General features: G+C 72.8%; 20 protein-coding genes. 6 read left to right on the top strand and 14 right to left on the bottom strand.

Annotated elements, in window-relative coordinates:
• The first annotated feature begins 26 nt into the window (after nt 1-26).
• Nucleotides 27-1,286, top strand: coding sequence for a cytochrome P450 (locus ACIRVF_RS08885; protein ID WP_402815584.1), 1,260 nt, complete (start codon nt 27-29; stop codon nt 1,284-1,286).
• A 68-nt stretch (nt 1,287-1,354) separates the two neighbouring features.
• On the opposite strand, the gene ACIRVF_RS08880 is transcribed toward ACIRVF_RS08885, so the two are convergent.
• A complete protein-coding gene (locus ACIRVF_RS08880; RefSeq protein WP_402815583.1) occupies nt 1,355-2,047 on the bottom strand; it encodes an N-acyl homoserine lactonase family protein in 693 nt (230 codons plus the stop codon).
• A 197-nt stretch (nt 2,048-2,244) separates the two neighbouring features.
• Here ACIRVF_RS08880 and ACIRVF_RS08875 point away from each other — a divergent pair, with 197 nt between their 5' ends.
• Together ACIRVF_RS08875 and ACIRVF_RS08870 are read left to right on the top strand one after the other, a co-directional pair.
• Nucleotides 2,245-3,687 (top strand): CoA transferase, encoded by a 1,443-nt coding sequence (locus tag ACIRVF_RS08875; protein ID WP_402815582.1) that lies wholly within the window; start codon nt 2,245-2,247, stop codon nt 3,685-3,687.
• A 117-nt stretch (nt 3,688-3,804) separates the two neighbouring features.
• A complete protein-coding gene (locus ACIRVF_RS08870; RefSeq protein ID WP_402815581.1) occupies nt 3,805-4,443 on the top strand; it encodes a DUF6461 domain-containing protein in 639 nt (212 codons plus the stop codon).
• Between the two features lie 51 nt (nt 4,444-4,494).
• Here ACIRVF_RS08870 and ACIRVF_RS08865 read toward each other — a convergent pair whose 3' ends face one another.
• A complete protein-coding gene (locus ACIRVF_RS08865; protein ID WP_402815580.1) occupies nt 4,495-5,094 on the bottom strand; it encodes an HdeD family acid-resistance protein in 600 nt (199 codons plus the stop codon).
• 148 nt (nt 5,095-5,242) lie between these two features.
• On the opposite strand from ACIRVF_RS08865, the gene ACIRVF_RS08860 reads away from it, so the two are divergent.
• Nucleotides 5,243-7,117, top strand: a complete 1,875-nt coding sequence (locus tag ACIRVF_RS08860; protein ID WP_402815579.1) for an NAD-binding protein — start codon at nt 5,243-5,245, stop codon at nt 7,115-7,117.
• A 152-nt stretch (nt 7,118-7,269) separates the two neighbouring features.
• On the opposite strand, the gene ACIRVF_RS08855 is transcribed toward ACIRVF_RS08860, so the two are convergent.
• From ACIRVF_RS08855 to ACIRVF_RS08845, 3 genes are all read right to left on the bottom strand, one after another.
• On the bottom strand, nt 7,270-8,055 hold the full coding sequence (locus tag ACIRVF_RS08855) for an enoyl-CoA hydratase (RefSeq protein ID WP_402815578.1): 786 nt from the start codon (nt 8,053-8,055) through the stop codon (nt 7,270-7,272).
• Between the two features lie 76 nt (nt 8,056-8,131).
• Nucleotides 8,132-8,476: a GntR family transcriptional regulator gene (locus tag ACIRVF_RS08850; protein WP_402815577.1), complete on the bottom strand. Its 345-nt coding sequence runs from the start codon at nt 8,474-8,476 to the stop codon at nt 8,132-8,134.
• Between the two features lie 98 nt (nt 8,477-8,574).
• On the bottom strand, nt 8,575-9,642 hold the full coding sequence (locus ACIRVF_RS08845; protein WP_402815576.1) for an enoyl-CoA hydratase/isomerase family protein: 1,068 nt from the start codon (nt 9,640-9,642) through the stop codon (nt 8,575-8,577).
• A 59-nt stretch (nt 9,643-9,701) separates the two neighbouring features.
• On the opposite strand from ACIRVF_RS08845, the gene ACIRVF_RS08840 reads away from it, so the two are divergent.
• Entirely contained in the window at nt 9,702-10,382 is a 681-nt protein-coding gene (locus ACIRVF_RS08840; protein WP_402815575.1) for an SDR family oxidoreductase, read from the top strand.
• Between the two features lie 160 nt (nt 10,383-10,542).
• Here ACIRVF_RS08840 and fahA read toward each other — a convergent pair whose 3' ends face one another.
• From fahA to ACIRVF_RS08805, 7 genes are all read right to left on the bottom strand, one after another.
• A complete protein-coding gene (gene fahA / locus ACIRVF_RS08835) occupies nt 10,543-11,763 on the bottom strand; it encodes a fumarylacetoacetase (protein ID WP_402815574.1) in 1,221 nt (406 codons plus the stop codon).
• Nucleotides 11,760-12,686: a hypothetical protein gene (locus ACIRVF_RS08830; protein WP_402815573.1), complete on the bottom strand. Its 927-nt coding sequence runs from the start codon at nt 12,684-12,686 to the stop codon at nt 11,760-11,762. The genes fahA and ACIRVF_RS08830 overlap by 4 nt, the downstream gene beginning before the upstream one ends.
• Entirely contained in the window at nt 12,683-13,885 is a 1,203-nt protein-coding gene (locus ACIRVF_RS08825; protein WP_402815572.1) for a homogentisate 1,2-dioxygenase, read from the bottom strand. The genes ACIRVF_RS08830 and ACIRVF_RS08825 overlap by 4 nt, the downstream gene beginning before the upstream one ends.
• Nucleotides 13,886-14,022: 137 nt before the next feature.
• On the bottom strand, nt 14,023-15,237 hold the full coding sequence (gene hppD, locus ACIRVF_RS08820) for a 4-hydroxyphenylpyruvate dioxygenase (protein WP_402815571.1): 1,215 nt from the start codon (nt 15,235-15,237) through the stop codon (nt 14,023-14,025).
• A 269-nt stretch (nt 15,238-15,506) separates the two neighbouring features.
• Nucleotides 15,507-16,877, bottom strand: coding sequence for a phosphoribosyltransferase family protein (locus ACIRVF_RS08815; RefSeq protein ID WP_402815762.1), 1,371 nt, complete (start codon nt 16,875-16,877; stop codon nt 15,507-15,509).
• 357 nt (nt 16,878-17,234) lie between these two features.
• Complete coding sequence (locus tag ACIRVF_RS08810) at nt 17,235-18,935, bottom strand: acyl-CoA dehydrogenase family protein (RefSeq protein WP_402815570.1); 1,701 nt, start codon at nt 18,933-18,935, stop codon at nt 17,235-17,237.
• A gap of 184 nt (nt 18,936-19,119) precedes the next feature.
• Nucleotides 19,120-19,722 (bottom strand): PadR family transcriptional regulator, encoded by a 603-nt coding sequence (locus ACIRVF_RS08805; RefSeq protein ID WP_402815569.1) that lies wholly within the window; start codon nt 19,720-19,722, stop codon nt 19,120-19,122.
• 186 nt (nt 19,723-19,908) lie between these two features.
• Between ACIRVF_RS08805 and ACIRVF_RS08800 the strand changes: the two genes are divergently transcribed.
• Complete coding sequence (locus ACIRVF_RS08800) at nt 19,909-20,406, top strand: SPW repeat protein (RefSeq protein ID WP_402815568.1); 498 nt, start codon at nt 19,909-19,911, stop codon at nt 20,404-20,406.
• 90 nt (nt 20,407-20,496) lie between these two features.
• On the opposite strand, the gene ACIRVF_RS08795 is transcribed toward ACIRVF_RS08800, so the two are convergent.
• Both ACIRVF_RS08795 and ACIRVF_RS08790 read right to left on the bottom strand, forming a co-directional pair.
• Nucleotides 20,497-21,903, bottom strand: a complete 1,407-nt coding sequence (locus ACIRVF_RS08795; RefSeq protein ID WP_402815567.1) for a class II fumarate hydratase — start codon at nt 21,901-21,903, stop codon at nt 20,497-20,499.
• 223 nt (nt 21,904-22,126) lie between these two features.
• Nucleotides 22,127-22,879 carry a carbon-nitrogen hydrolase family protein gene (locus tag ACIRVF_RS08790; protein ID WP_402815566.1) on the bottom strand — a complete coding sequence of 251 codons (753 nt, stop codon included), beginning with the start codon at nt 22,877-22,879 and terminating at the stop codon, nt 22,127-22,129.
• Nucleotides 22,880-23,138: the final 259 nt, after the last annotated feature.

Raw genomic sequence — 23,138 nt, 5'->3', positions numbered from 1 at the left:
TCCGATCGGAAGCAGGAGGCGCGGCCATGAACACTCCGACGGAGGTCCCGGCCCCGGCCGCGGACACCCCGGACCTCGCCGACCCCCGCTTCTGGCGGTTGCCGCCACCCGACCGCGCCGCGGCCTTCGCGGAGCTGCGCCGCCGCCCCGCCCCGGTCTACTTCGGCGACCGCGCCACCGGCCGGGGCTTCCACGCCCTGGTCCGGCACGCCGACGTGGTCGAGGCGAGCCGGACCCCCGCCGTCTTCCGCTCCGGCCCCGGCGTGACCACCCCGGAACCGCCCCGGTGGGTCCGGCTGCTGTTCGGCGACTCGATGGTCAACCTGGATGACCCCCGGCACTCCCAACTGCGCCGGATCGTCTCCCGGGCCTTCACCCCGCGCCTGCTCGGCCGGATCGAGGAGGACGTCCGCCGGATCGCCGCCGCCCTGGTGGACGAGGTCGAACGCGACCGGCCCGAGGACTTCGTCGGCACGGTGGCCGCCGAGCTCCCGTTCCAGGTGATCTGCTCCATGATGGGCATCCCCGAGGGGCCCCGCCGCACCATCCTCGACCTGGTCAACCGCACCTCCGAGGGCACCGGCGTGGCCCGGACGCCGCGCGGCCGGATCCGGGTGCCCGGGCGCGGGCTGGCGGCACTCGCCCGGATGCAGGGCATCGTGGCCGCGATCGGCCGCGAGCGCCGCCGCCGGCCCGCCGAGGACCTGATCTCCGCGCTGGTCACCGCCGACGTGGACGGCCGCCGGCTGACCGGCCGCGAGCTGGGCGCATTCTTCAGCCTGCTGCTGGTCGCCGGGGTCGAGACCACCCGCAACGCGCTCGCCCACGGTCTCCACCTGCTGACCGCCCACCCCGAGCAGCGCGCGCTGCTGCTCGCCGACCTGGACGGACGGGTCGACGGCGCGGTGGACGAGATCGTCCGCCACGCCACCCCGATCGTCCAGTTCCGCCGCACCGTCGCCGTCGACCACGAACTCGGCGGCCTGGGCGGTCCGCTGCTGCGGGCGGGGGAGAAGGTCGCGCTGTACTACGGCTCGGCGAACCGGGACGAGACGGTGTTCCCCAACCCCGAGGCCTTCGACATCAGCCGCACCCCCAACCCCCACCTCGGCTACGGCGGCGGCGGCCCGCACTACTGCCTCGGCGCGTACCTGGCCCGGCAGGAGATGACTGCGCTGTTCCGCGAACTGTTCACCCGGCTGCCCGAGGTGCGGTCGCTCGGCGAGCCGGTGCTCGTCCCGTCCAGCTTCGACCACCGGGTGGGCGCGCTGCGTTTCACCTTCTGAGCCCTCTGACGGCCTCCGAACGCGCCGACCTCCCGAGTTCTCTGAAAGGCCTGCGGCCCAGCGGTCCGTCAGGCGGGCTCCCAGACCGCGTGGTCGTGCGCGAAGAGCACCCGGCGCGGCGCGTACTCCGCCACCCGGTCCAGCCAGGCCCGGTAGCCGGGGAGCGGCGCGGCCACCCCCTCGCGGACGGCCTGCCGGGCGAGCAGCGCCTGCCCGTACTCGGTGGCGAAGTCGTACGCCTGCCCGGCCAGCAGCACGGTGCAGTCGCCCAGTCGTTCGACCAGCAGCGACTGGTGGCCGTCGGTGTGCCCGGGGGTGGGCAGCACCCGGACGCCGGGCCAGATCTCGGTCTCGCCGTCGAGCTCGCGGTGGACGGCGCCGGGGAAGTCGACCAGGCCGTCGATGGTGTAGTCACCGCGCCGGGCGGTGGCCAGCTCGCTCGACTGGACGAGGACGGGAGTCCCGGCGAACAGCGGGTTGCCGCCACAGTGGTCGAAGTGCAGGTGGCAGTTGACCACCAGGTCGATGTCCGAGACCGAGACGCCGGCCGCGGCGAGCGCCTGGGGCAGCGGGCGGCGGACGGGGCGGTAGTGCGCCTCGGTCTCCGGCGAGCCCGCTCCGATCCCGGTGTCGAACAGCAGCAGCCCCTGCGGTCCCCGGACGAGGTACGCGAGCACCGGCTCCACCCGCGGCTCGGGGCCGCCCACCTCGGAGGCCGGCCGGACGATGTATCCCAGGTCGAGACGGCGGATCGTGTGCATGCTTCCCCCTTGTCACTCAGCCCCCGTGCACCGGCCGCGACGGCCGCTCCTTCGCACCCTACCCGTCGGTCGGCAACCGCCCGGACGGTCCCTCGGACCTGCTGCCGCAGGGGCCGGTCAGCGGGCAACTCGCGGGAAGGGGCGGGGCGGTGGCCCGCGTCACGGCGAGCGGTCCGGATGCGGAGCACAATGCCGCCATGATCGATCGTCCGACACCGCCCGAGGCCGCGACCCGGCCCACCGCCGGCCCCGCCGACCGCCCCACCGCCGACCGCCCCACCGCCGACCGCCCCACCGCCGACGTCTGGGCCGCCCTCGGCGGACCGGCCGAACTGCTGGACCGGGTGAGCTTCCACGGCCCGCAGGACGGCCTGCCCTCCGGCCTGCCGGTGCGCCGACTGGCCCGCGCGACCGTGGCCGCCTGCTCGCTGGCCGCCGCCGAACTCGCCGCGCACCGCGGCGGCGGGCCGGTTCCCGCGGTGCGGGTGGACGAGGGCGCGGTCGCCACCTCCTTCGTCAGCGAGCGGCACCTGGAGGTCGACGGCCGCAAACCCGTCAGCTTCGCCCCGCTGTCCGGCTTCTGGCGCACCGCCGACGGCTGGGTCCGCACCCACGCCAACTACCCGCACCACCGCGCCCGGCTGCTCGCCGTTCTCGGCCTCGCCTCCGACGCCGGGCCCGAGCAGCTCGCCGAGGCGCTCGACAAGCTGCCGGCCGAGCAGGTCCAGGAGCGCGCGTACGAGGCGGGGGCGCTCGCCGTGGCGGTCACGCCGGTGAGCAAGGCCGTGCACCCCTTGATGGAGTGCCGGGAAGTCGGTGCCGCGCCCGTCCGGCCACTTCCCGCGGCCCCGGTGGACCGGCCCGCCGCCGGGATCCGGGTCCTCGACCTCAGCCGGGTGATCTCCGGACCGGTCGCCACCCGCACGCTCGCCCTGCTCGGCGCCGATGTGCTGCGGATCGACTCACCCCGGCTCCCCGAGGCCGACGACGCCCACACCGACACCGGCTTCGGCAAGCGATCCACCCGTCTGGACCTCGCCGACCCGGCCGACCGGGCCACCTTCGAGAGCCTGCTCGACACCGCCGACGTGGTCGTCAGCGCCTACCGCCCCGGTTCGCTCGACGCCCACGGCCTGGCCCCCGAAGCGCTGTTCGCCCGCCGTCCCGACCTGATCCTCGCCCAGCTCTGCGCCTGGGGCTGGACCGGCCCGCGGTCCGGGCGCCGCGGCTTCGACAGCCTGGTCCAGGCCGGCGTCGGCATCGCCGCCCACGAGGCGTCGCCCGACGGCCGCCCCGGTGCGCTGCCCGCCCAGGCCCTCGACCACGGCACCGGCTACCTGCTCGCCGCCGCCGTCCTGCGCGCCCTCACCGAGCAGCGCACCCACCGCCCCGGCGGCCGCCACCTGCGCTTCTCCCTGGCCGGCACGGCCGCGTGGCTGCTGCACGGCATCCCGCCCGAGCCGACGGCCGCGCCGGGCCCGGACACCGAGCCGTACGAAGCGGCGCACTGGCTCACCGAGACCGACTCCGCGTACGGACGGCTGCGGTACGCCCGGCCGCCGATCGGCTACGACGGCGCGCCCGCCGACTGGGCACGCCCGCCCGGGCGCTGGGGGACGGACGCGCCGGTCTGGCTCTGATCGGCGGACGGGGCGGCGGACCGGGCAGCGGCGGAGTGGCGGCGGGCCGGCGCGGCGCGGCCAGGACGGCCGGGGGTGCGGCGGGCGGTGTCAGAAGGGTCTGGCAGCATCCTGGGCATGACCGCCGCACACGCCACCGACTACACCTGGTTCGACCAGCGCTACCCAGTCCTGGACGAGGCCTACTGCCTCACCCAGGTCCAGGGGATCGGCACCGACGAACTGCTCCGCCGCTTCGACGCCCTGACCGGCCGGGAGGTGACCGGCCTGGAGGCGGTGATCGCGGCGTGGGAGACCTTCGACGACGGGGAGGACGAGGAGGCCGAGGCGCTCTTCGACCTGGACGAGGACCGGCTGCTCGTCGCCGTCACCGAGCTCGACGGCTGGGCGCTCGCCGTCGAGCCGTACGGCTACCTCGGCAGCCTGCACGAGGTCATCCCCCGGCTCGCCGAGGGCACCCGGCTGGTCTCGCACTTCCGGAACGCCAACGCGGTGGACCACTTCAACTGGTGGGAGCACGGCTCCTGCCGGCTGCAGTTCGAGCCGCTCTTCCCCGACCAGCGGCACGGCTCGGACGCCGACGCCCCCGGCACCGTCGAGCTGCTGACCGCCTGCGGCTTCCGGCCGGACGGCGAGCGCCAGGCGCTGCACACCGAGGCGGCCTTCGCGCTCGCCGAGCGGCTGACCGACGTACGTCTCGGACCGGAACGGCTGGAGGCCGCCACCTTCCGGCTCGGCTACGCCTCCCGGCCGTAGTAGGGGGGCAGGGCCCGGACGGTGACGGTCTGACGCGGCGATGGCGCCGCGTCAGACCCCGGCCGGGATCTGCTTGGCCCGGCCGCGCACCTGGACGGCGGTCACGATCTCCACCACGCCGAGGATCACCAGCCAGCAGCCGGCCAGCACGGTCAGCGCGGCGATCGACCCGACCGGCCAGACCATCAGCAGCACGCCGGCCAGGGTGTTGGCCACGCCGGCGAAGGCCTGCCAGCCGCGGGCGGGCATCAGTGGGTCGGAGATCGCGGCGGCGAGCTGGGTGATGCCGCGGAACAACCAGCCGATCCCGATCCAGAGGGCGAGCAGCAGCAGCGACTGCGCCGCGCTGCGGAAGCAGAGCAGCCCGAGCAGCACGCAGATCGCGCCGCTGATGAAGGCCAGCACCCGCAGCGCGGTGGTGGCGTGGGTGCCGAACGCGGCGACCAGCTGCACGACGCCGATGACCAGCAGGTAGAGGCCGAACAGCACACCCACCACCAGCAGTGTTTCGCGCGGCCACACGAAGACGACGATCCCGAGGCCGAGCGAGGCCACGCCGGCGGCCAGCAGGACCTGCCAGGCGGCCTTGGCGAGCAGGCCGAGCGGGCCCTGAACCGGGGAGCCTTCGGGGGTGATGATCGGAGGGGCCACGGCGGCGTACTCCTCGGGTCGGGGGTGGAGAATGAACCCAAGCCTCTTCGTACCGCCGTCGGCCCGCACGGTGGGTACGTCCGTTCGAGTCACCCAGGCTGCCGGAACGACATCCTCCGGCCACCTGTCGTCGATACCATCCGGCGGTATGACTTCTGAAGGGTGGGGGACCCCTCCGGTCGAGCCGATCAGCCAGCACTACGTCGTCTGCGGGGGCAACGCACTGGCCCACCGGCTGGTCCTGGAGCTCGTCGAGCACTACGAAGTCCCGGTCGTCGTCCTGGTCGCCGACCGCACCCGCGACCACGCGCCACAGATCGAGCAGATCACGGGCGTCGCGGCCGTGGTCGAGTACCCGAACGTCACCGAGGAGGCGCTGCGCGCGGTGTCCATCGACACCGCCCGCGGCCTCGCCCTGGTCGAGGGCAGCGACCAGGAGAACATCCACGCCGCGCTCAGCGCCCAGGGTCACAACCCGGACATCCGGATCGTGTTCCGGATGTTCAACCAGCGCCTGGGCGAGAACATCGAACGGCTGCTCAGGAACGGCGCCGCGCTCTCCGGCTCCGCCACCGCCGCCCCGGCCTTCGCCGCCGCCGCTCTGGGCCGGCCCAACTCGGTCGAGATCGACGGCCGCTACCTGCACATCGCGTTCGACGACGCCATCACCGCGGACCGGATCTGCGTGGTCGCCGACCACATCGACCGGCAGGACCTCAGCAAGATCCGCCTGCTCCCGGAGCAGGAGGGCGACTCGGCCCAGTTCGTCCGGCTCGCCCGGGAGTTCGGCGACGACGGACCGGTCCGGCCGGGCAGGCTGCGCCGCGCACCGGTGCCGGAGCCCGCTGCCGAATCCGAGCCCGCTGTCGAGACCGCTGCCGAGCCGGAGGCCGAGGCCGAGTCAGAGCCGGAGGTGGCGCCGGGCGGGATCGCGGCACTGCAGGCGCTGCGGATGGAGCCCCGGGAACCGATCAGCTGGGTACGGCGGCTGCGCTGGCGGGTCCTCGACACCATGCGCTTCCTCACCAGCGCCCGGCTGCGGGTGGTGCTGCTCATCGCGCTCGCCGCGGTGCTGATGGCCTTCGCCGTGCTCTGGTACCTCAACCGGGACTTCGGCTGGACCGTCTACATCTCCCTGCTCGACCTGGCCGGCGCCGCCCAGCCCGACCAGCAGGCCGACATCGCCGCCGGGACCGGCACGGGCGGGGTCTGGCAACGAGTCGCCCAGGTGGTGATCACCATCTGTGGGATCACCTTCGCACCGGTCGCCACCGCCATCGCGGTCGAGGTGCTCGGCTCCGGGCGGCGCGGGCTGCCGCGCAACCCGAGCGCGGGCACCCGGGACCACGTGATCGTGGTCGGACTGGGCAACGTCGGCACCCGGGTCGCCACTCAGCTGCACGAGATGGGGGTGCCGGTGGTCTGCGTGGAGCGCGACCCGCAGGCCCGCGGCATCGCCGCCGTCCGGGCGCTCGGCATTCCCGTCGTACTGGGCGACGGGCCGTTCGAGGACCAGCTGCGCCGGGCCCGGCTGAAGCACAGCCGGGCGGTGATCGCGCTCAGCGGCGACGACGCCACCAACCTGGAGGCGGCACTGGAGGCCCGCCACGGCAACCCCGACGTCCGGGTGGTGGTCCGGCTGTTCGACGACGACTTCGCCGGCCACTTCTACCGGACGCTGGACAACGCGGCCTCCCGCTCGGTCTCCTACCTGGCCGCGCCCGCCTTCGCCGCCGCCCTGATGGGCAGCGAGGTGCGCGGCACGCTGTCGGTGTTCCGGCACGTGCTGCTGATCGCCGAGCTGACGGTGGAGGACGGCAGTGGCCTCATCGGCCTGAACCGGCACGATCTGGAGGACCCGGGCGGCGTGCGGGTGATCGCCGCCCGCTTCGCCCGCAGCAGCCACCTGCAGTGGGGCTTCGCGGACCGAACCCGGCGGCTGGCCCCGGGCGACCGCATCGTGGTGGCCGCCACCCGGAGCGGGTTGGCCCGGCTGAACACGGTGCTCGTGGAGGAGGGCTGACGGGAGGGCGGGGGCGGGGGCCGGCGCGCGGAACGGCTGACGGGACGGGTAGCGGATGACAGCGGACGGATAACGGCCAACAGATAACAGCCGACAGATTTCATCATCTGAAATCCGTCAGCTGTCAGCTGTCAGGTGTCATCCCTCGCCCGTCAGCGGTTCTCGAACTTCGCCGCCCGCTTCTCGGCGAACGCCGCCATGCCCTCCTTCTGGTCCGCCGTTGCGAACACCGAGTGGAACAGCCGGCGCTCGAAGCGGACGCCCTCGGCCAGCGTGGTCTCGAAGGAGCGGTTGACGCTCTCCTTGAGCATGATCGCCGCCGGGGTGGACATCGCGGCGACGGTCTCGGCGGTGGCCAGCGCCTCGGTCAGCAGCTGGTCGGCCGGGACGATCCGGGCGACCAGACCGGCCCGCTCGGCCTCCTCGGCGTCCATCATCCGGCCGGTCAGGCACAGGTCCATCGCCTTCGCCTTGCCGATCGCCCGGGTCAGCCGCTGCGAGCCGCCGATGCCCGGCAGTACGCCGAGCTTGATCTCCGGCTGCCCGAACTTCGCGGTGTCCGCGGCCAGCAGGATGTCGCACATCATCGCCAGCTCGCAGCCGCCGCCCAGCGCGAACCCGGCCACCGCCGCGACGACCGGCTTGCGCAGCGCGCCGATGCGGTCCCACGGGCCCAGCCAGTCGTCCAGGTAGACGTCCGGGAACCGGTTGTCCTGCATCTCCTTGATGTCGGCTCCGGCCGCGAAGGCCTTCTCCGAACCGGTGATCACCAGACAGCCGATCTCCGGGTCCCGGTCGAAGGCGGTGGCGGCCGCCACGACCTCGTTCATCAGCTGGGTGTTCAGCGCGTTGAGCGCCTTGGGCCGGTTGAGCGTGATCAGCCCGACCCGGCCCTTGCGCTCGACCAGGATCGTCTCGTAGGTCTCGGTCTCGGTCATCGCCGTTACTTCCAATCCGCTGCTCGGCCATTCCACTGCTCGGCGCCGCGCGGGCGCGCCCTGACCACCCAACGATCTACGACGCGCCCCGCCTCGCGCCAGTCTTGACATGCGAGACGCCGGTCACCAGCCGGCTCCCGGTCGGCCACCGGTTGGTCGGCCACCGCCGCACCGGTCTGCCGGCGTCGCGCCGGCGCCGCCCGCACCTGGTGGACCTCGCGCAGTTCGGCCGGGCCGATCTCGCGCACCCGGGCGCCCGGGTGGGTTCGGCGGTGAGCAGCCGGCCCGTCCGGAGCGAGCGCAGCGCCTCGCGGACCGGCACCCGGCTGACGCTCAACTCGGCCGCCACGCGCCGCTCGACGAGCCGGTCACCGGGCTGCCGGCGGCCGCCGGGCAGGTCCTCCAGCAGCAGCCGGCCCACCTGCTCGCCGAGCGGGACCCGGAACAGTGGATCGCCGTTCCCGCCCTGCGGCGGGGGCCCTGCCGCTTCCGGCGCCTTCGGGATCGGCCGGGGTCCGGTCAGGCCAGAGACAGCTCGTCACCCTCGCGCGGGGCGAAGAAGCGCGCGACATCGGCCTCCGTCACGTCGCCCAGCGTGCGCGGCGACCACTGCGGACTGCGGTCCTTGTCGATCACCTGGGCGCGGATGCCCTCGACCAGGTCGTGGCCGTCCAGCGCGGCGCAGGAGATCCGGTACTCCTGGTCGAGCACGGCCTCCAGCGAGCTCAGCGTACGGGCCCGGCGCAGTGCGGCGAGGGTGACCTTGACGGCGGTGGGGGAGTTCCCGAGCACCAGCTCGGCGGACTCCTTGGCCTCCGGCACACCGGAGTTGAGCAGCCGGTCGACGATCTCCTCGACGGTGTCGGCCGCGTAGCAGGCGTCGATCCAGTCACGCTGTCCGGCGAGTCCGGCGAGTCCGGCGGGCGGCGCGGGCTCGGCGTGGGCGGCGACGGTCGCGGCCGGGTCGGTGCTGCGGGCGAGGGCGTCGAGCAGTTCGGGGAGGCGCGCGGACGGGACGAAGTGGTCCGCGAAGCCGCACAGCAGGGCGTCAGCGGGGCCCATGGAGGCGGAGGTCAGGCCGAGGTGGGTGCCCAACTCGCCCGGTGCACGGGCGAGCAGGCGACTGCCGCCGACGTCCGGGACGAGGCCGATCCGGGTCTCGGGCATCGCGATCGTGGAACGCTCGGTGACGACCCGCAGGGCGCTGTGGGCGGACAGCCCGATGCCGCCGCCCATGGTGATGCCGTCCATCAGCGCCACGAAGGGCTTCGGGTAGCGGGCGATCAGGGCGTTGAGCCGGTACTCGTCGCGGAAGAAGGCGCGGGTGCCGGCCCCGCCGGCCCTGACCTCGTCGTGCATCGCGCGCAGGTCCGCGCCCGCGCACAGTCCGCGTTCACCGGCGCCGGTCAGCACGACGGCGCGCACCCGGTCGTCGGCGATCCAGTCGTCCAGGGTGGCGCGGATGGTGGTGATCATGCCGTGGGTGAGCGAGTTGAGCGCCCGCGGGCGGTTCAGCACGATCCGTCCGAGACCGCCGTCGCCGTCTCCGTCCAGGACCGTCCGGACCTCCGCCAGCTCTGCGCCCATCGGAACCGCTCCCGTTCCCTCGGTGATCTCGCCTTCCGCTCTCCACCGTACCGGGGCGCGTGGGTGGCCGTGATCGCGGGACCGCGATCACCGAGGCGGCGGCGCGGGAGGTGGTCGAGGGGATCCGGGCCGACGGCGGGCGGGCCTTCGCGCTGCGCGGCCGGCTCGGACGGCACGGCGACGCGGGCGCGCTGTGGGCCGCCTTCGACGCGACAGTCGGGGCGCACGCGGACGGCGGCGGGGTCGACATCATCGTGAACAACGCGGGGATCGGCCGCAGTTCGGACCTCGCGACGCTGACCGAGGAGGACTTCGACGAGGTGTTCGCGGTGAACGTCAGGGCGCCGTTCTTCGTCGTGCAGCACGGACTGGAGCGCCTGCGGGACGGCGGGCGGATCATCAACATCTCCAGCGGTGCCGCCCGGCTCGCGATGCCGGAGATCATCGCCTACGGCGCCACCAAGGGCGCGCTGGACACCTTCACGCTCAACCTCGCCAAGCAGCTCGGCCCGCGCGGGATCACGGCCAACTCGGTCGCGCCAGGCGTGGTGGACACCGACGTCAACGCCGGCTGGCTGCACGGCAACCCGGAGGCGGAGGTGTACGCGGCGTCGCTCGCCGCGCTCGGCCGCGTGGGGCGGCCGGAGGACATCGCCGACATCGTGGCGTTCCTCGCCTCGGACGACGCACGGTGGGTCACCGGGCGGGTCATCGACGCCACGGGCGGCGCGGGGCTGTAGGCGTCGACGGGTGGTGGGAAGACGGATGACAGCTGACGGATTTCAGATGATGAAATCTGTCAGCTGTCATCCGTTAGTCGTTACTTGTCAGCCGCCAGCCGCCAGCCGCCAGCCGTCAGCCGTAGGTCGTCAGTCGACGCCCGGCGACGAGTCGGCCCCGTCAGCCCCGCACCCGCCCCGAGACCTCGCCGAACCCGATCACCGCGCCGTCCGGCCCCGGGGCCGTCGCCGTGATGACGACCTCGTCGTCGTCCTCCAGGAAGGTCCGGGTCGTCCCGTCCGGAAGCTTGAGCGGCTCCTCGCCGTTCCAGGTCAGCTCGATCAGCGCGCCGCGGGTGTCCGGCTCCGGCCCGCTGACCGTGCCCGAGGCGAACAGGTCGCCGGTGCGCAGCGAGGCGCCGTTCACGGTCATGTGGGTCAGCTGCTGCTGCGCCGTCCAGTACATCCCGGCGAACGGCGGTCGCGAGACGAGGTGCCCGTTCAGCCGGACCTCCATCGCCAGGTCCAGGCCCCACGGCTCGCCGCCGCGGTCGTCCAGGTACGGCAGCGGTTCGACGTCGCGCTGCGGCGGGGTGACCCGGGCGTGCTGAAGGGCGTCCAGCGGCACGATCCACGGCGAGACCGAGGTCGCGAAGGACTTGCCCAGGAACGGCCCGAGCGGCACGTACTCCCAGGCCTGGATGTCGCGCGCCGACCAGTCGTTGACCAGGCAGACGCCGAACACGTGCTCGCGGAAGTCCTCCAGCGTGACCGGCCGGCCCAGCTCGGACGGCGTGCCGACGACGAAGCCGACCTCGGCCTCGATGTCCAGCCGACGCGACGGCCCGAAGGTCGGCGCGGCGTCGGCGGGCGCCTTGCGCTGTCCGTGCGGACGCACCACCGGGGTGCCGGACACCACGACCGTGCCCGCCCGGCCGTGGTAACCGATCGGCAGGTGCTTCCAGTTGGGGGTGAGCGGCTCCGAGCCCGGGCGGAAGATCCGGCCCAGGTTGGTGGCGTGGTGCTCGGAGGCGTAGAAGTCGACGTAGTCCGCGACCTCGAACGGCAGGTGCAGCTCGACCTCGCCGGCCGGCAGCAGCGCCGGCGACAGCACCTCGCGGAAGGACTCGTCCGTCAGCCAGGTGGTGAGGTCGGCCCGCACCTGCGTCCAGACCGAACGCCCGGCCGCCATCAGCGGGTTGAGCGAGTCCGCGTCCAGCAGCACGGACGGCGCGCCGGCTGCGCGGGCTGCCGTCCCGGCGTCCAGCACGAAGTCCCCGATGCGCACACCGATCCGGCGCTGCCCGGGCCGGTCGGCCGCGGTGAAGACGCCGTGCGGCAGGTTGTGCACGCCGAACGGCGAGTCCTGGGCGCTGGTGAGCCAGCTGCGGGGGGTGCTCAACGGTCCTCCTGGACAAGTGGACTGGGCGACAGCAGGCCGAGCGCGGCCAGGTCGTCCAGGGGCTCGGCGACGCTGCAGGTGCCGAACGCGGTGAACGAGTTGCGGATCACCGTAACCTGGTGCCCGCTCAGGGCGCGGACGGCCTTGGCCAGCACCTCGCCGTCGCGCTCGGCCAGCACCTCGGCGGCCGCGGCCCGGTCGGTCTCCTGGGCGGCCAGCAGCACGTTGAGGAAGCCGTGGTGCTCGAAGCCGGTCTCCGGATCGGTGTGCCGGACGGCGTTGTGCAGCCCGGCCGTGCACTTGTACGGCAGGCCGCGCCGGGCGCAGCCGGTGAGGAAGGCGGCCAGCTCGTCCTCGTCCGGGAACGCCTCCGCGACGACCCCGCCGGTGCGGAACTTCGCCCGGTAGGCGCTGTCGACCAGGACGTCCAGCGTCTCGTCCAGTCCGTCCCCGCGCAGGAGTTCGCGCGGGAGTTCGACGGCGGCGGGGACGTCCGGGGGCAGCAGCCGGTCCAGCTCGGCGACCGCCTCGGCGGCGTCCCGGGTGGCCAGTTCGACCCCGGCGAGCTCGAAGGGTGCGGCGGCGGCGAGCGCCGGCCCGAGCTCGGCGCTGCCCCCCGGCAGCACGAGCCCGACCCTGAGCGGCCCGGTGCCCTCCACCGCTGCGGCCAGTTCGCCCAACCGGCCCGCCCCGCAGAGGAACGGGCCGACCGCGTCGGCGTACCAGGCCGTACGGTGGGCGCGGTGCGCGGGCACCGCCTCGACGACCGGCAGGTTCCCCGGCGGGAACACCGCCGCGTCGTCGAAGAGCCCCCGGAACAGCTCCGGGACGGTGAAGGCACCTTCGGAGGAGCCCTCGGAGGAACCCTCGGAGGAGCCCCTGGACGGCCCCGAGGGCGGGAACGCGGGAGTGCCGGAACTCATCGCCCGGGCCCCCGACCCGCCCACGTCCAGGCGTAGTTGGAGTCCTCGCTCGCCCGTCCGCCCTCGCCGAGTTCCAGCGGGCGGAAGGTGTCCACCATGACCGCCAGCTCGTCGAAGAAGTCCACGCCGATGCTGCGCTCGTACGCGCCCGGCTGCGGCCCGTGGGTGTGCCCGCCCGGGTGCAGCGAGATCGAGCCCTGGCCGATGCCGGAGCCCTTGCGGGCCGCGTAGTCGCCGCCGCAGTAGAACATGACCTCGTCGCTGTCCACGTTGGCGTGGTAGTACGGCACCGGGACGGACAGCGGGTGGTAATCCACCTTGCGGGGAACGAAGTTGCAGATCACGAAGCCGTTGCCCTCGAACACCTGGTGGGCCGGCGGAGGCTGGTGGATCCGCCCGGTGATCGGCTCGAAGTCCCGGATGTTGAAGGCGTACGGGTAGAGGCAGCCGTCCCAGCCGACCACGTCGAACGGGTGGTGCGGCACGGTGTAGCGGGTGCCCGAAACCCCGTTGGGGCCACGATGCTTGACCAGTACGTCGACGTCCCCGGGGGTGTCGACCACGAGCGGCCCGACCGGTCCGCGGAAGTCCCGCTCGCAGTACGGCGCGTGCTCCAGCAGCTGTCCGTACTTGGACAGGTACCGCTTGACCGGGGTGATGTGGCTGTTCGCCTCGATGCAGTAGGCGCGCAGCGGCTCGTCCCCGGAGGGCACCCAGCGGTGGGTGGTGGCGCGCGGGATGATCACGTAGTCGCCCTGGCCGACCTCGATCGAGCCGAAGACCGTCTCGACCGTGCCCGAGCCGGACTCCACGTACACGCACTCGTCGCCGAGCCCGTTGCGGTAGAGCTCGCTGGGGGCCCCGGCGGCGACGTACGAGATCCGCACGTCGCCGTTGCCGAGGACCAGGCGCCGGCTGCCGACGCCGTCCGCGGACTTCCACTCCTGGTCCGCGAACAGCTCGTGCAGCTTGAGGTGGCGGGGGAGCAGGGGATGGTTGGGCACCGTGGACTGGTCGGGCAGCTCCCAGGGGGCCGCGTCGACCACAGCCGAGGGGATGCCCCGGTGGTAGAGCAGCGACGAGTCGGAGGAGAACCCCTCCTCGCCCATCAGCTCCTCGTAGTACAGCCCGCCTTCGGGTGTGCGGTGCTGGGTGTGCCGCTTGGGCGGGATGTTGCCCAGCTGCCGGTAGTACGCCATCTCCGTGCTCCTCCTCGACCGTCCGTGAGCCGACCGTCCGCGAGCCGACCGTGAGCCGACCGTCCGCTGGCCGACCGCCCGTCAGGTGTCCCGACCGTCCGTCAGGGTGCCCGACCGCCTGTCAGGGGTTCCCGACGTTACAGGTTGCCGCGACGGTCCTGCTCGCGCTCGATGGACTCGAACAGCGCCTTGAAGTTGCCCTTGCCGAAGCCCAGCGAACCGTGCCGCTCGATGAACTCGTAGAAGACGGTCGGACGGTCGCCGATCGGCTTGGTGAAGATCTGCAGCAGGTAGCCGTCCTCGTCGCGATCGACCAGGATGCCGCGCTTCTTCAGCTCCTCGATCGGCACCCGCACCTTGCCGATGCGCTCGCGCAGTTCCGGGTCGTCGTAGTAGGCGTCCGGGGTGTTGAGGAACTCCACGCCGCGGGAGCGCAGCACGTCCACGGTGGTGAGGATGTCGTTGGTGGCGAGCGCCATGTGCTGGCAGCCGGGGCCGGTGTAGAACTCCAGGTACTCGTCGATCTGGGACTTCTTCTTGGCGATGGCCGGCTCGTTGAGCGGGAACTTCACCCGGTGGTTGCCGCTGGCGACGACCTTGGACATCAGGGCGGAGTACTCGGTGGCGATGTCGTCGCCGACGAACTCGGCCATGTTCACGAAGCCCATGACCCGGTTGTAGAACTGGACCCACTCGTCCATCCGGCCCAGCTCGACGTTGCCCACGGCGTGGTCCAGGGCCTGGAACAGGCGCTTGGGCGAGCCCTCCGGGTGGGTGACGGTGCTCTTGGCGACGACGTAGCCCGGCAGGTACGGGCCGCTGTAGCGGGAGCGGTCGATCAGGGTGTGGCGGGTCTCGCCGTAGGTGGCGATGGCCGCGCGGCGCACGGTGCCGTTCTCGTCCGTGACGTCGTTCGGCTCCTCCAGGACGGTGGCGCCGCTGGCACGGGCGTGCTCGATGCACTTGTCGACGTCCGGGACCTCCAGGGCCAGGTCGACCACGCCGTCGCCGTGACGGCGGTGGTGGTCCAGCAGCGGGCTGTCCGGCTGGACGCCGCCCTTGATCACGAAGCGGCAGGAGCCGGAGCGCAGCACGTAGGACTTGCGGTCGCGGCGGCCGGTCTCCGGGCCGGAGTACGCGACCAGCTCCATGCCGAACACGACCTGGTAGAACTGGGCCGTCTGGGTGGCGTTGCCGACCACGAACACGACCGCGTCCTGAGCGGTGACCGGGAAGGGGTCGGAGGCCTGGTCGTGCTCGACGAGTCCGACGAGGCGGCGCAGCTGGTCGGCGTCGAGGCCGGCCTCGCGCTCCTCGGGGGTCAGCTCAAGGGCGTGGGACTGCGTGGTCATCGCTCGTTCCTCCACTCAGGGCCTCGGCGTTGAGGCTTCCGGGGGTTTCCGGGGGCTTTGGGGCTTCCGGTCGGATCGCGTGGATCGCTGCCGCACGGCGAACGGGTGGGCGGTGCGGTTGCGGAGAGCTTGCTCCTGTCGTGAGGGTTGGGCAACAGGTCGATTTTTCACTGCTCAATGTGTACAAGCTGATCAGGAATTCCCGGCCCGGGCTGAACAATATGTGCTGCCCCAGGGCGGTGCTCGCACGAAATCTGCGCAACCGGTGACTAGCGGTCGTCGGCACGGGGGCCGTCGGTGGGCGGGAGGTGGCGCAGGAACCAGTCCCCGGCCAGCTCAGCGGCCTGGTCGAGGGTGCCCGGCTCCTCGAAGAGGTGGCTCGCGTGCGGCACCACCGCCAGCTCGCTCCGGCCCCGCAGCCGGGCCCGCGCCTGCCGGTTGAGGTCGAGCACGGTGGTGTCCAGGGCACCGACCACGAGCAGCGTCGGGGCGTCCACCCGGCCCAGGACGTCGGGCCCGGCGAGGTCCGGGCGCCCGCCCCGGGAGACCACGGCGCGCACCGCCGGGCCCAGCTCGGCGGCGGTGTACAGCGCGGCGGCCGCGCCGGTGCTGGCACCGAAGAGGCCGAGCGGCAGACCGCGCGCCCCGTCGGTGCGCTCCAGCTCCCGCGCGACGGCGGTCAGCCGGGAGCCGAGCAGGCCGACGTCGAACACCTTGCGCCGGTCCGGCTCCTCCGCCTCGGTGAGCAGGTCGAACAGCAGGGTGCCCAGCCCGACCCGGTTCAGGTACCGGGCGACGTGCCGGTTGCGCGGGCTGTGCCGGCCGCTGCCGCTGCCGTGCGCGAACACCACGACCCCGCGAGCCCCGGCCGGCACGGTCAGCCGGCCCGCCAGGCGGACCCCGGCGACGGACAGCAGCAGCTCGCGGTCGACGTCCTCCGGCGGGTCCCCGGGCCCTCCGCCCTCGGGCCCTCCGCCCCCGTGCCCCTCCCGGCTCCGGGCCTCGGCCAGCAGTCGCAGCACCTCTTCGTCGCCGGTCTGCGAGAAGTCGGCGTAGAACTCGCCGATCGCGAAGAACGGGGACGGCGTGTCGACGCAGACCAGCTCGTCGGCGACCTCGGTCAGCCGGTCCGTCCAGTCCCGGGGCGCCACCGGCACGGCGAGCACCACCCGGGCCGCGCCGCGCGCCCGGACGATCCGGCAGGCCGCCCTGGCCGTGGAGCCGGTGGCGATGCCGTCGTCCACCACGATCACCGTGCGCCCGCGCAGGTCGGAGGCCGGACGGTCACCCCGGTAGCGGCGGGCCCGGCGCGCCAGCTCGGTGCGCTCGCGCCGCTCCACCTGCGCCAGCTGCTCGTCGCCGACCCCGGCCAGCCGCAGGACCTGCTCGTTCAGCACCCGGACGCCGTCCTCGCCGATCGCGCCCATGGCCAGCTCGGGCTGGTACGGCACACCGAGCTTGCGGATCACGCAGATGTCCAGCGGCGCGTCGAGGGCCGTCGCCACCTCGGCGGCCACCGGCACCCCGCCGCGGGGCAGGGCGACCACCACGGTGTCGGGGCCGGCGAGGTGGGCGAGGCGGGCGGCCAGCCGGCGGCCCGCCTCGGTGCGGTCGGTGAAATGGGTTCCGGTGACGTGCATGACACGGCCTCCCAGTTCCACCGTACGCCGGTCGCGGCGGGTCGGTACGGGGGCGTTGCGGCGCCCGTGCGGGTACTGATCGTCGACGATCACCCCCTCTTCCGCGAGGGGCTCAAGGCGGCGCTGGAGAGCGCCGAGGGCGTCTGCGTGGTGGCCGAGGCCGAACGGGTCGCCGACGTGCCGGAGGTGGTCGCCCGGCACCGCCCCAGTGTGGTGATCAGGACCTGTCCCTGCCCGACGGCCCCGGACTGGAGGCCGTGCGCCGGCTCTCCGCCTACGAGCAGCCCCCGCCGGTGCTGAAGTGGTCCGGGGGTGCCGGTCCGCCGACCGGCACCCCCGGGGTCTTGCCGGCCGGACCTACGGCTGCATCTCGTACGCGCCCGAGAGCGCCTCGACCCGGGCCCACACCTTCGCGGCGCGCTCGGCGTCGACCACCGGGCGGCGCACGTTCGCCAGCGCCCAGGCGGCCTGTTCCTCGGTGGTGGACGCCTTGCCGTGCAGTTCGGTCGCGTGCGCGGAGAAGTCGCGGACCAGCGCGTCGAAGATCTGGTCCAGGACGTCCGCGTCCAGGCCGGTCAGCTCGGCCTGCTCCAGCACCAGCTGGCCGTAGACGATCAGCGCGAACAGCTGGCCGATCTCCAGCAGGAAATCCAGGTCCGCCTGCTGCTCCTTGCTCGGCGCGTGCTTGAGCAGCAACTCGCAGAAGCCGTCGGCCTGTTCGCGGAAGCGGGCGACGTTGGCCAGGTGGGCGTGCTTGTCGTAGGCGGTGCGCCAGTCGTGGAAGCGGATCGCGCCGAGACCGCGGGCCGGGCCCTGCTGGAACAGGAAGACGTCGTCGGTGGCGTCCAGCCGGGTCGGCACCGGAGCGTAGTCGGCGGGCGCGAACAGGTAGTTGGCCATGAACTTGAGGATCAGCGCCAGGTTGACGTGGACGGTGCCCTCCAGCTTCGGCAGGCCGCGGATGTCCTTGGCGGCCTTGTCGAAGTAGGTGTCCGCCTCGAAGCCCTTGGCCGCGATGACGTCCCACATCAGGTCGATGACCTTCTCGCCCTCGGTGGTGACCTTCATCTTGGTCATCGGGTTGAAGAGCAGGTAGCGGCGGTCCTCGGGGGAGGCGGTGCGGAAGTAGTCGACGGCCCGCGCGCTGAACAGCTTCATCGCGACCAGGCGGGCGTAGGCGTCGGTCAACTCCCGCCGCACGTGCGGGAAGTCGGTGACCTTGCGGCCGTACAGCACCCGGTTGTGGGCGTGCGTGACGGCCTCGTACATCGCGTGCTCGCAGATGCCGACCGAGGCGGTGCAGAGGTTGAACTTGCCGACGTTGACGGTGTTCAGCGCGGCGTCGAAGGCGGCCTGGCCGGTGTGCAGCACGTCCTCGGCCCGGACCGGGTAGTCCTCCAGGCGGAACTCGCTGACGTACATCTGGGCGTTCACCACGTTCTTGACCAGGTGGTACGCCTCGTGGCGGCTGTCGGCGGCGAAGAAGACGTAGCCCTCGGGGCCCTCGACGTCCGAGCGGCGGCCGAAGACCGAGACCAGACCGGCCACGTTGCCGTTGCCGATGTAGTACTTGGAGCCGGTCGCGGTGAAACCGCCCTCGCCGTCCGGGGTGAGGATCATGTCGGTGGAGTAGATGTCGGCGCCGTGGGTGCGCTCGGACAGGCCGAAGGCCATCACGTGGCCCTCGGCGAGGAGCTTGGCGGCGCGGGCCCGGACGGCCTCGTTCTCGCTCTGCCAGACCGGGCCGAGGCCCAGGATGGTGACCTGCCAGGTGTACCAGTAGCCGAGGCCGTAGAAGCCGAGGATCTCGTTCAGCTCGGCGATCCGCGCGGTGTCCCAGCGCTTGTCCGGGTCCGCCGCGGACGGGGTCAGGAACTCGGCGAACAGGCCCTCCTGTGCGGCGAATTCGAGGAAGTCGGCGTACCAGGCACGGTCGATGTAGGTGTCGATGAGCGCCTTCTTGCCGCGGGACTCGAACCAGTCGACGGTCGCGCGCAGCAGACGGCGGGTCGGCTCGTCGAACTGCGCGGGGTCGTAGGTGCGCGGGTTGAAGAGCATCAGGGCTCCCTGGGGTCGAGGGTTTCGAGGAGTTCGAGGAGTTCGAGGAGGAGTGCGGGTTCGAGTTCGAGCGTTTCGAGGCGTGAGGGCACGGCGAAGCGGGCGGGGCCGAGGACGGAGTTCAGCGAACAGAAGACAGATTTCAGCGAACAGACTTCAGCGAACAGATTTCAGATAACAGATTTCAGACTCTGTCAGTCGGTTTCTGTTCGCCGTCTGCGGCTCCCCGCCCCCGTCCGTCCGCGAGTCGGCGCAGGGTGGTGAGCACGTCGTCCAGCCAAGCGAGGTTCATCCGCTCGAACTCGATGCCGCCGCGCAGCACCACGTGCTGCAGCTCCTGCTGGACGTCCAGCGCGTCGAGGTCGGGGAAGTCCCGTTGCTCACCGTGCAGGTAGCGGGCGAGCAGGGCGGCATGGCTCTCGCGGTGCCGTTCGACCTCGGAGATCAGCGCGGTCAGCGCGGCCGGGTCGTCGAAGGCGGCGGCCCGGATCTTGACCGCGAGCTCGTGCCGGACGGTCTCCGGCTCGACCGGTTCACGCAGCCAGTCGGCCAGCGCGGCCCGTCCGGGTCCGGCCGCCGAGTACACCTTCTTGTCCGGGCGGCCGTCCTGCGTGACCTCCTCGGCGGCGACCCAGCCGTCCGCCTCCATCCGCCGCAGCACCCGGTAGATCTGCTGGTGGGTGGCGGTCCAGAAGCGGCCGATGGAACGGTCGAAGCGCCGGGCCAGTTCGTACCCGGAACCGGGCTGCTCCAGCAGCGAGACGAGGATCGCGTGCTCCAGTGCCATGCCCGCATCCTGCTATGCAACGAGTTGCATAGGCAACGTCCCTCGGGAGTGTTGAGACGCAGGTCACCGGCGTGATCGGATGGTTATCGGCTAATGCGGACAATCGGGTGTAAAACCTTTGAGAAGGGCACAATAGGTACGGGGTACGCCCCATTCCATGGTCCGGAACCACAGGAGGTGGTATCGGTGGCAACCCACTTGCCCACGGGCATGGAGCACCACCCGGACATCGTCGAACTCCGGGAACACTACGAGCGGGTCACCTCGACCCCCCGCGCCCAGGGCATCGAAGCCCTGGCCATACTGGCCGGTCTCTTCCTGGCGGCATCGCCTTGGATCGTCGGCTTCACCGCGTTCAGCACCCTGACCGTGACCTGCCTGATCGTCGGGCTGGCCTACACGGTACTGATGGCCGGCTACGGGTCGGCCTACGAGCGCACCCACGCGCGGGCTTGGGCCGCCGCCGCGCTCGGTGTCTGGACGATCATCTCTCCCTGGCTCGTGTCGGGTTCCGTCGCGCACGGCAAGAACATCGTCACCTGCGTCATCGTCGGTGCGGTGATGTTCCTGCTCGGCCTCGCGGCGCTCTCGATGGCGACGATCACGTCGAACGGAGCAGCGATGCGGCTCGGCCGGGCCGGCCGGGCTGAACGAGTCGGCGGCGCAGGCCGCGCCAAGGGCTGATCTTCCCCGCAGCCCGCGTCCGGGGCGCGGCGGGCACGTGCGGCCGCCGCGCCCCGGCACGTGTCCAGGGAAGTCCCGACGGGTACCGGGTTACGGGTGGGTCATCCGCAGCACGTCCAGCGCCCGGTCCAGCTGCTCCTCGGTGAGCTCGCCCCGCTCCACGTAGCCGCGCTCCAGCACCACCTGACGGATCGTCTTCCGCTCGGCCAGCGCCTGCTTGGCGACCTTCGCCGCCTCCTCGTACCCGATGTACCGGTTCAGCGGCGTCACCACCGACGGCGAGGACTCCGCGTACTCGCGGGCCCGCTCCACGTTCGCGGTGATGCCGTCCACCGTCCGGTCCGCCAGCAGCCGGGCGCTGTTGGCGAGCAGCCGCACCGACTCCAGCACGTTGCGGGCGATCACCGGGAGCATCACGTTCAGCTCGAAGTTGCCGCTCGCGCCGGCCAGGGTCACGGTCGAGTCGTTGCCCACCACCTGGGCGGCGACCATCAGCACCACCTCGGGCAGCACCGGGTTCACCTTGCCCGGCATGATGGACGAACCGGGCTGCAGGTCCGGCAGGTTGATCTCGCCCAGCCCGGTGCGCGGGCCGGAACCCATCCACCGCAGGTCGTTCGCGATCTTCGTGAACCCCACCGCCACCGTGCGCAGTTGGCCGCTCAGCTCGACCAGCGCGTCCCGCGCGCCCTGCGCCTCGAAGTGGTCGCGGGCCTCGGTCAGCGGCAGGCCGGTGGCGCGGGCCACCTCCTCGATGACGGCCGCCGGGAAGCCCGGCGGAGTGTTGATGCCGGTGCCCACCGCCGTACCGCCGAGCGGCAGTTCGGCGACCCGGGGGAGCGTGGCCAGCAGCCGCTCCCGCCCGTGCCGCACCTGGGCCGCGTAGCCGCCGAACTCCTGGCCGAGCGTGACGGGCGTGGCGTCCATCAGGTGGGTGCGGCCCGACTTGACCACCTGCGCGAACTCGACGGACTTGCGCTCCAGCGCCTCCGCCAGGTGCTCCAGCGCCGGGATCAGGTCATGGGTGGCGGCGGCGGTGGCGGCGATGTGGATCGAGGACGGGAACACGTCGTTGGACGACTGGCTCGCGTTCACCTGGTCGTTCGGGTGGACCGGCCGCCCCAGCCGCTCGCCGGCCAGGGTCGCGATCACCTCGTTGGCGTTCATGTTGGACGAGGTGCCCGAGCCGGTCTGGAAGACGTCCACCGGGAACTGATCGTCCCAACGGCCCTCCGCGACCTCCTCGGCCGCCGCCGCGATCGCCCCGGCCGTCTCCTCGTCCAGGACCCCGAGGCGGGCGTTCACCCGCGCCGCGGCCGCCTTGATCCGCGCGAGCGCGGCGATGTGCGTGCGCTCCAGCCGCTGGCCGGACACCGGGAAGTTCTCCACCGCCCGCTGCGTCTGCGCCTGCCATTTCGCGGCGGCCGGCACCCGTACCTCGCCCATCGAGTCGTGCTCGATCCGGTACTCCTGCGGCTTCTCCCGCTCGTCACCCATCGTGCGCTGCACCTCCTGTACGGGCCCGGTCGGCCCGGTCACCGGTCTTCCGATCACGACAGCCGCGCACGGGCCCCGGGTATTTCCGCCCGGGGCCGCTGATCCCCGAACGGGGAGGGCTACGGGGTGCAGCACGGTTACGGCCGGGGGTGCTCGGCGCGGCCGGATCCGGCGCCGTACCCGGCCGCGCCGTACCCGGCCGCGCGGTTCAACGAGGCGCGGTTCAACGAGGCGCGTTCGGCCGGGCGCTGTTCAACTCGGCGCGGACCAGCTCGCCCGGTTCGGTGCCCGCCTGGACGACCGTCGACCCGTCGGGCGCCCAGACCCCGGAGCCGCCCGAGCTGTCCGGGAACACGCCGGTGGGCCCGGCGGAGGTGGACAGTACGACCCAGACGCCGTGCGTGGTGGCCCGGTCCCGGCAGTGGCCGTCCCGGCGCTCGGCCTGCGCGGCGCCCGGGCCGTACAGCGTGGAGGCGACGTAGGCGTCGATGCCCAGCGGGACGGTCTCCTCGGCGTGCGTCGGGTCGGCGACGTCGGCGCAGACCGCGAGGCCGAGCCGCACGCCGTCCAGCTCCAGTACGACGGGCTTCTCGCCGGCGGTGAAGCGGTCGGGCTCGCCCTCGCCGTGCAGACGCATCTTCCGGTAGACGACGGTGGCGCCCTCGCCGGTGACCGCCAGGGTGGCGATGGACTCGCGGCCGTCGGCCTCCGCGGCCGGCGCGCCGGCCAGCGCCAGGGTGCCGGTGGCGGCGCAGGCCTCGACCAGCGGGGCGAGCCGCGGGTCGGCCGGGTCCACGGCGGGGGCGGCCAGGTCGTAGCCGGTCAGCGACAGTTCGGGGAACACCACCAGGCGGGTCCCCGCGGCCCGGACGGCCTCGGCGTGCCGTTCGACGTTCACGGCCAGGGTGTCGGGGCGGCCGCGCTCGGCGCAGAGGGGCTGGGCGACGGCGACGGTCAGCGGTGCGGACGACGGCATGGCGGGGCCTCCGGTCGTTGGGGGTCCGTGGTCAAGATCAACCTATGCGGCCGCCGAAGAGCCGGGCAAGCGTCCGGACCCGGGTGCCGCCGCGCCGGCCGACCGCTCACCGGCCCCCACCGGGACGGCGCGACCAGCGACGATGCCGCCCCCGCCCGGCCCTGCCACTGCGGGGGCACGGACGGAGTGGACGTTCTTCAGCCGTTCGGGCCGTGATCACTCGAACGAGTGAGATCCTGGCCGGATCGCTTCAAACGGT

Origin of the sequence: Kitasatospora sp. NPDC101157, from assembly GCF_044768255.1 — a bacterium.
GTDB lineage: Bacteria > Actinomycetota > Actinomycetes > Streptomycetales > Streptomycetaceae > Kitasatospora.
The sequence above is the reverse complement of the archived record's forward strand: the minus strand, read 5'-3'. Positions and strand labels throughout refer to the sequence as shown.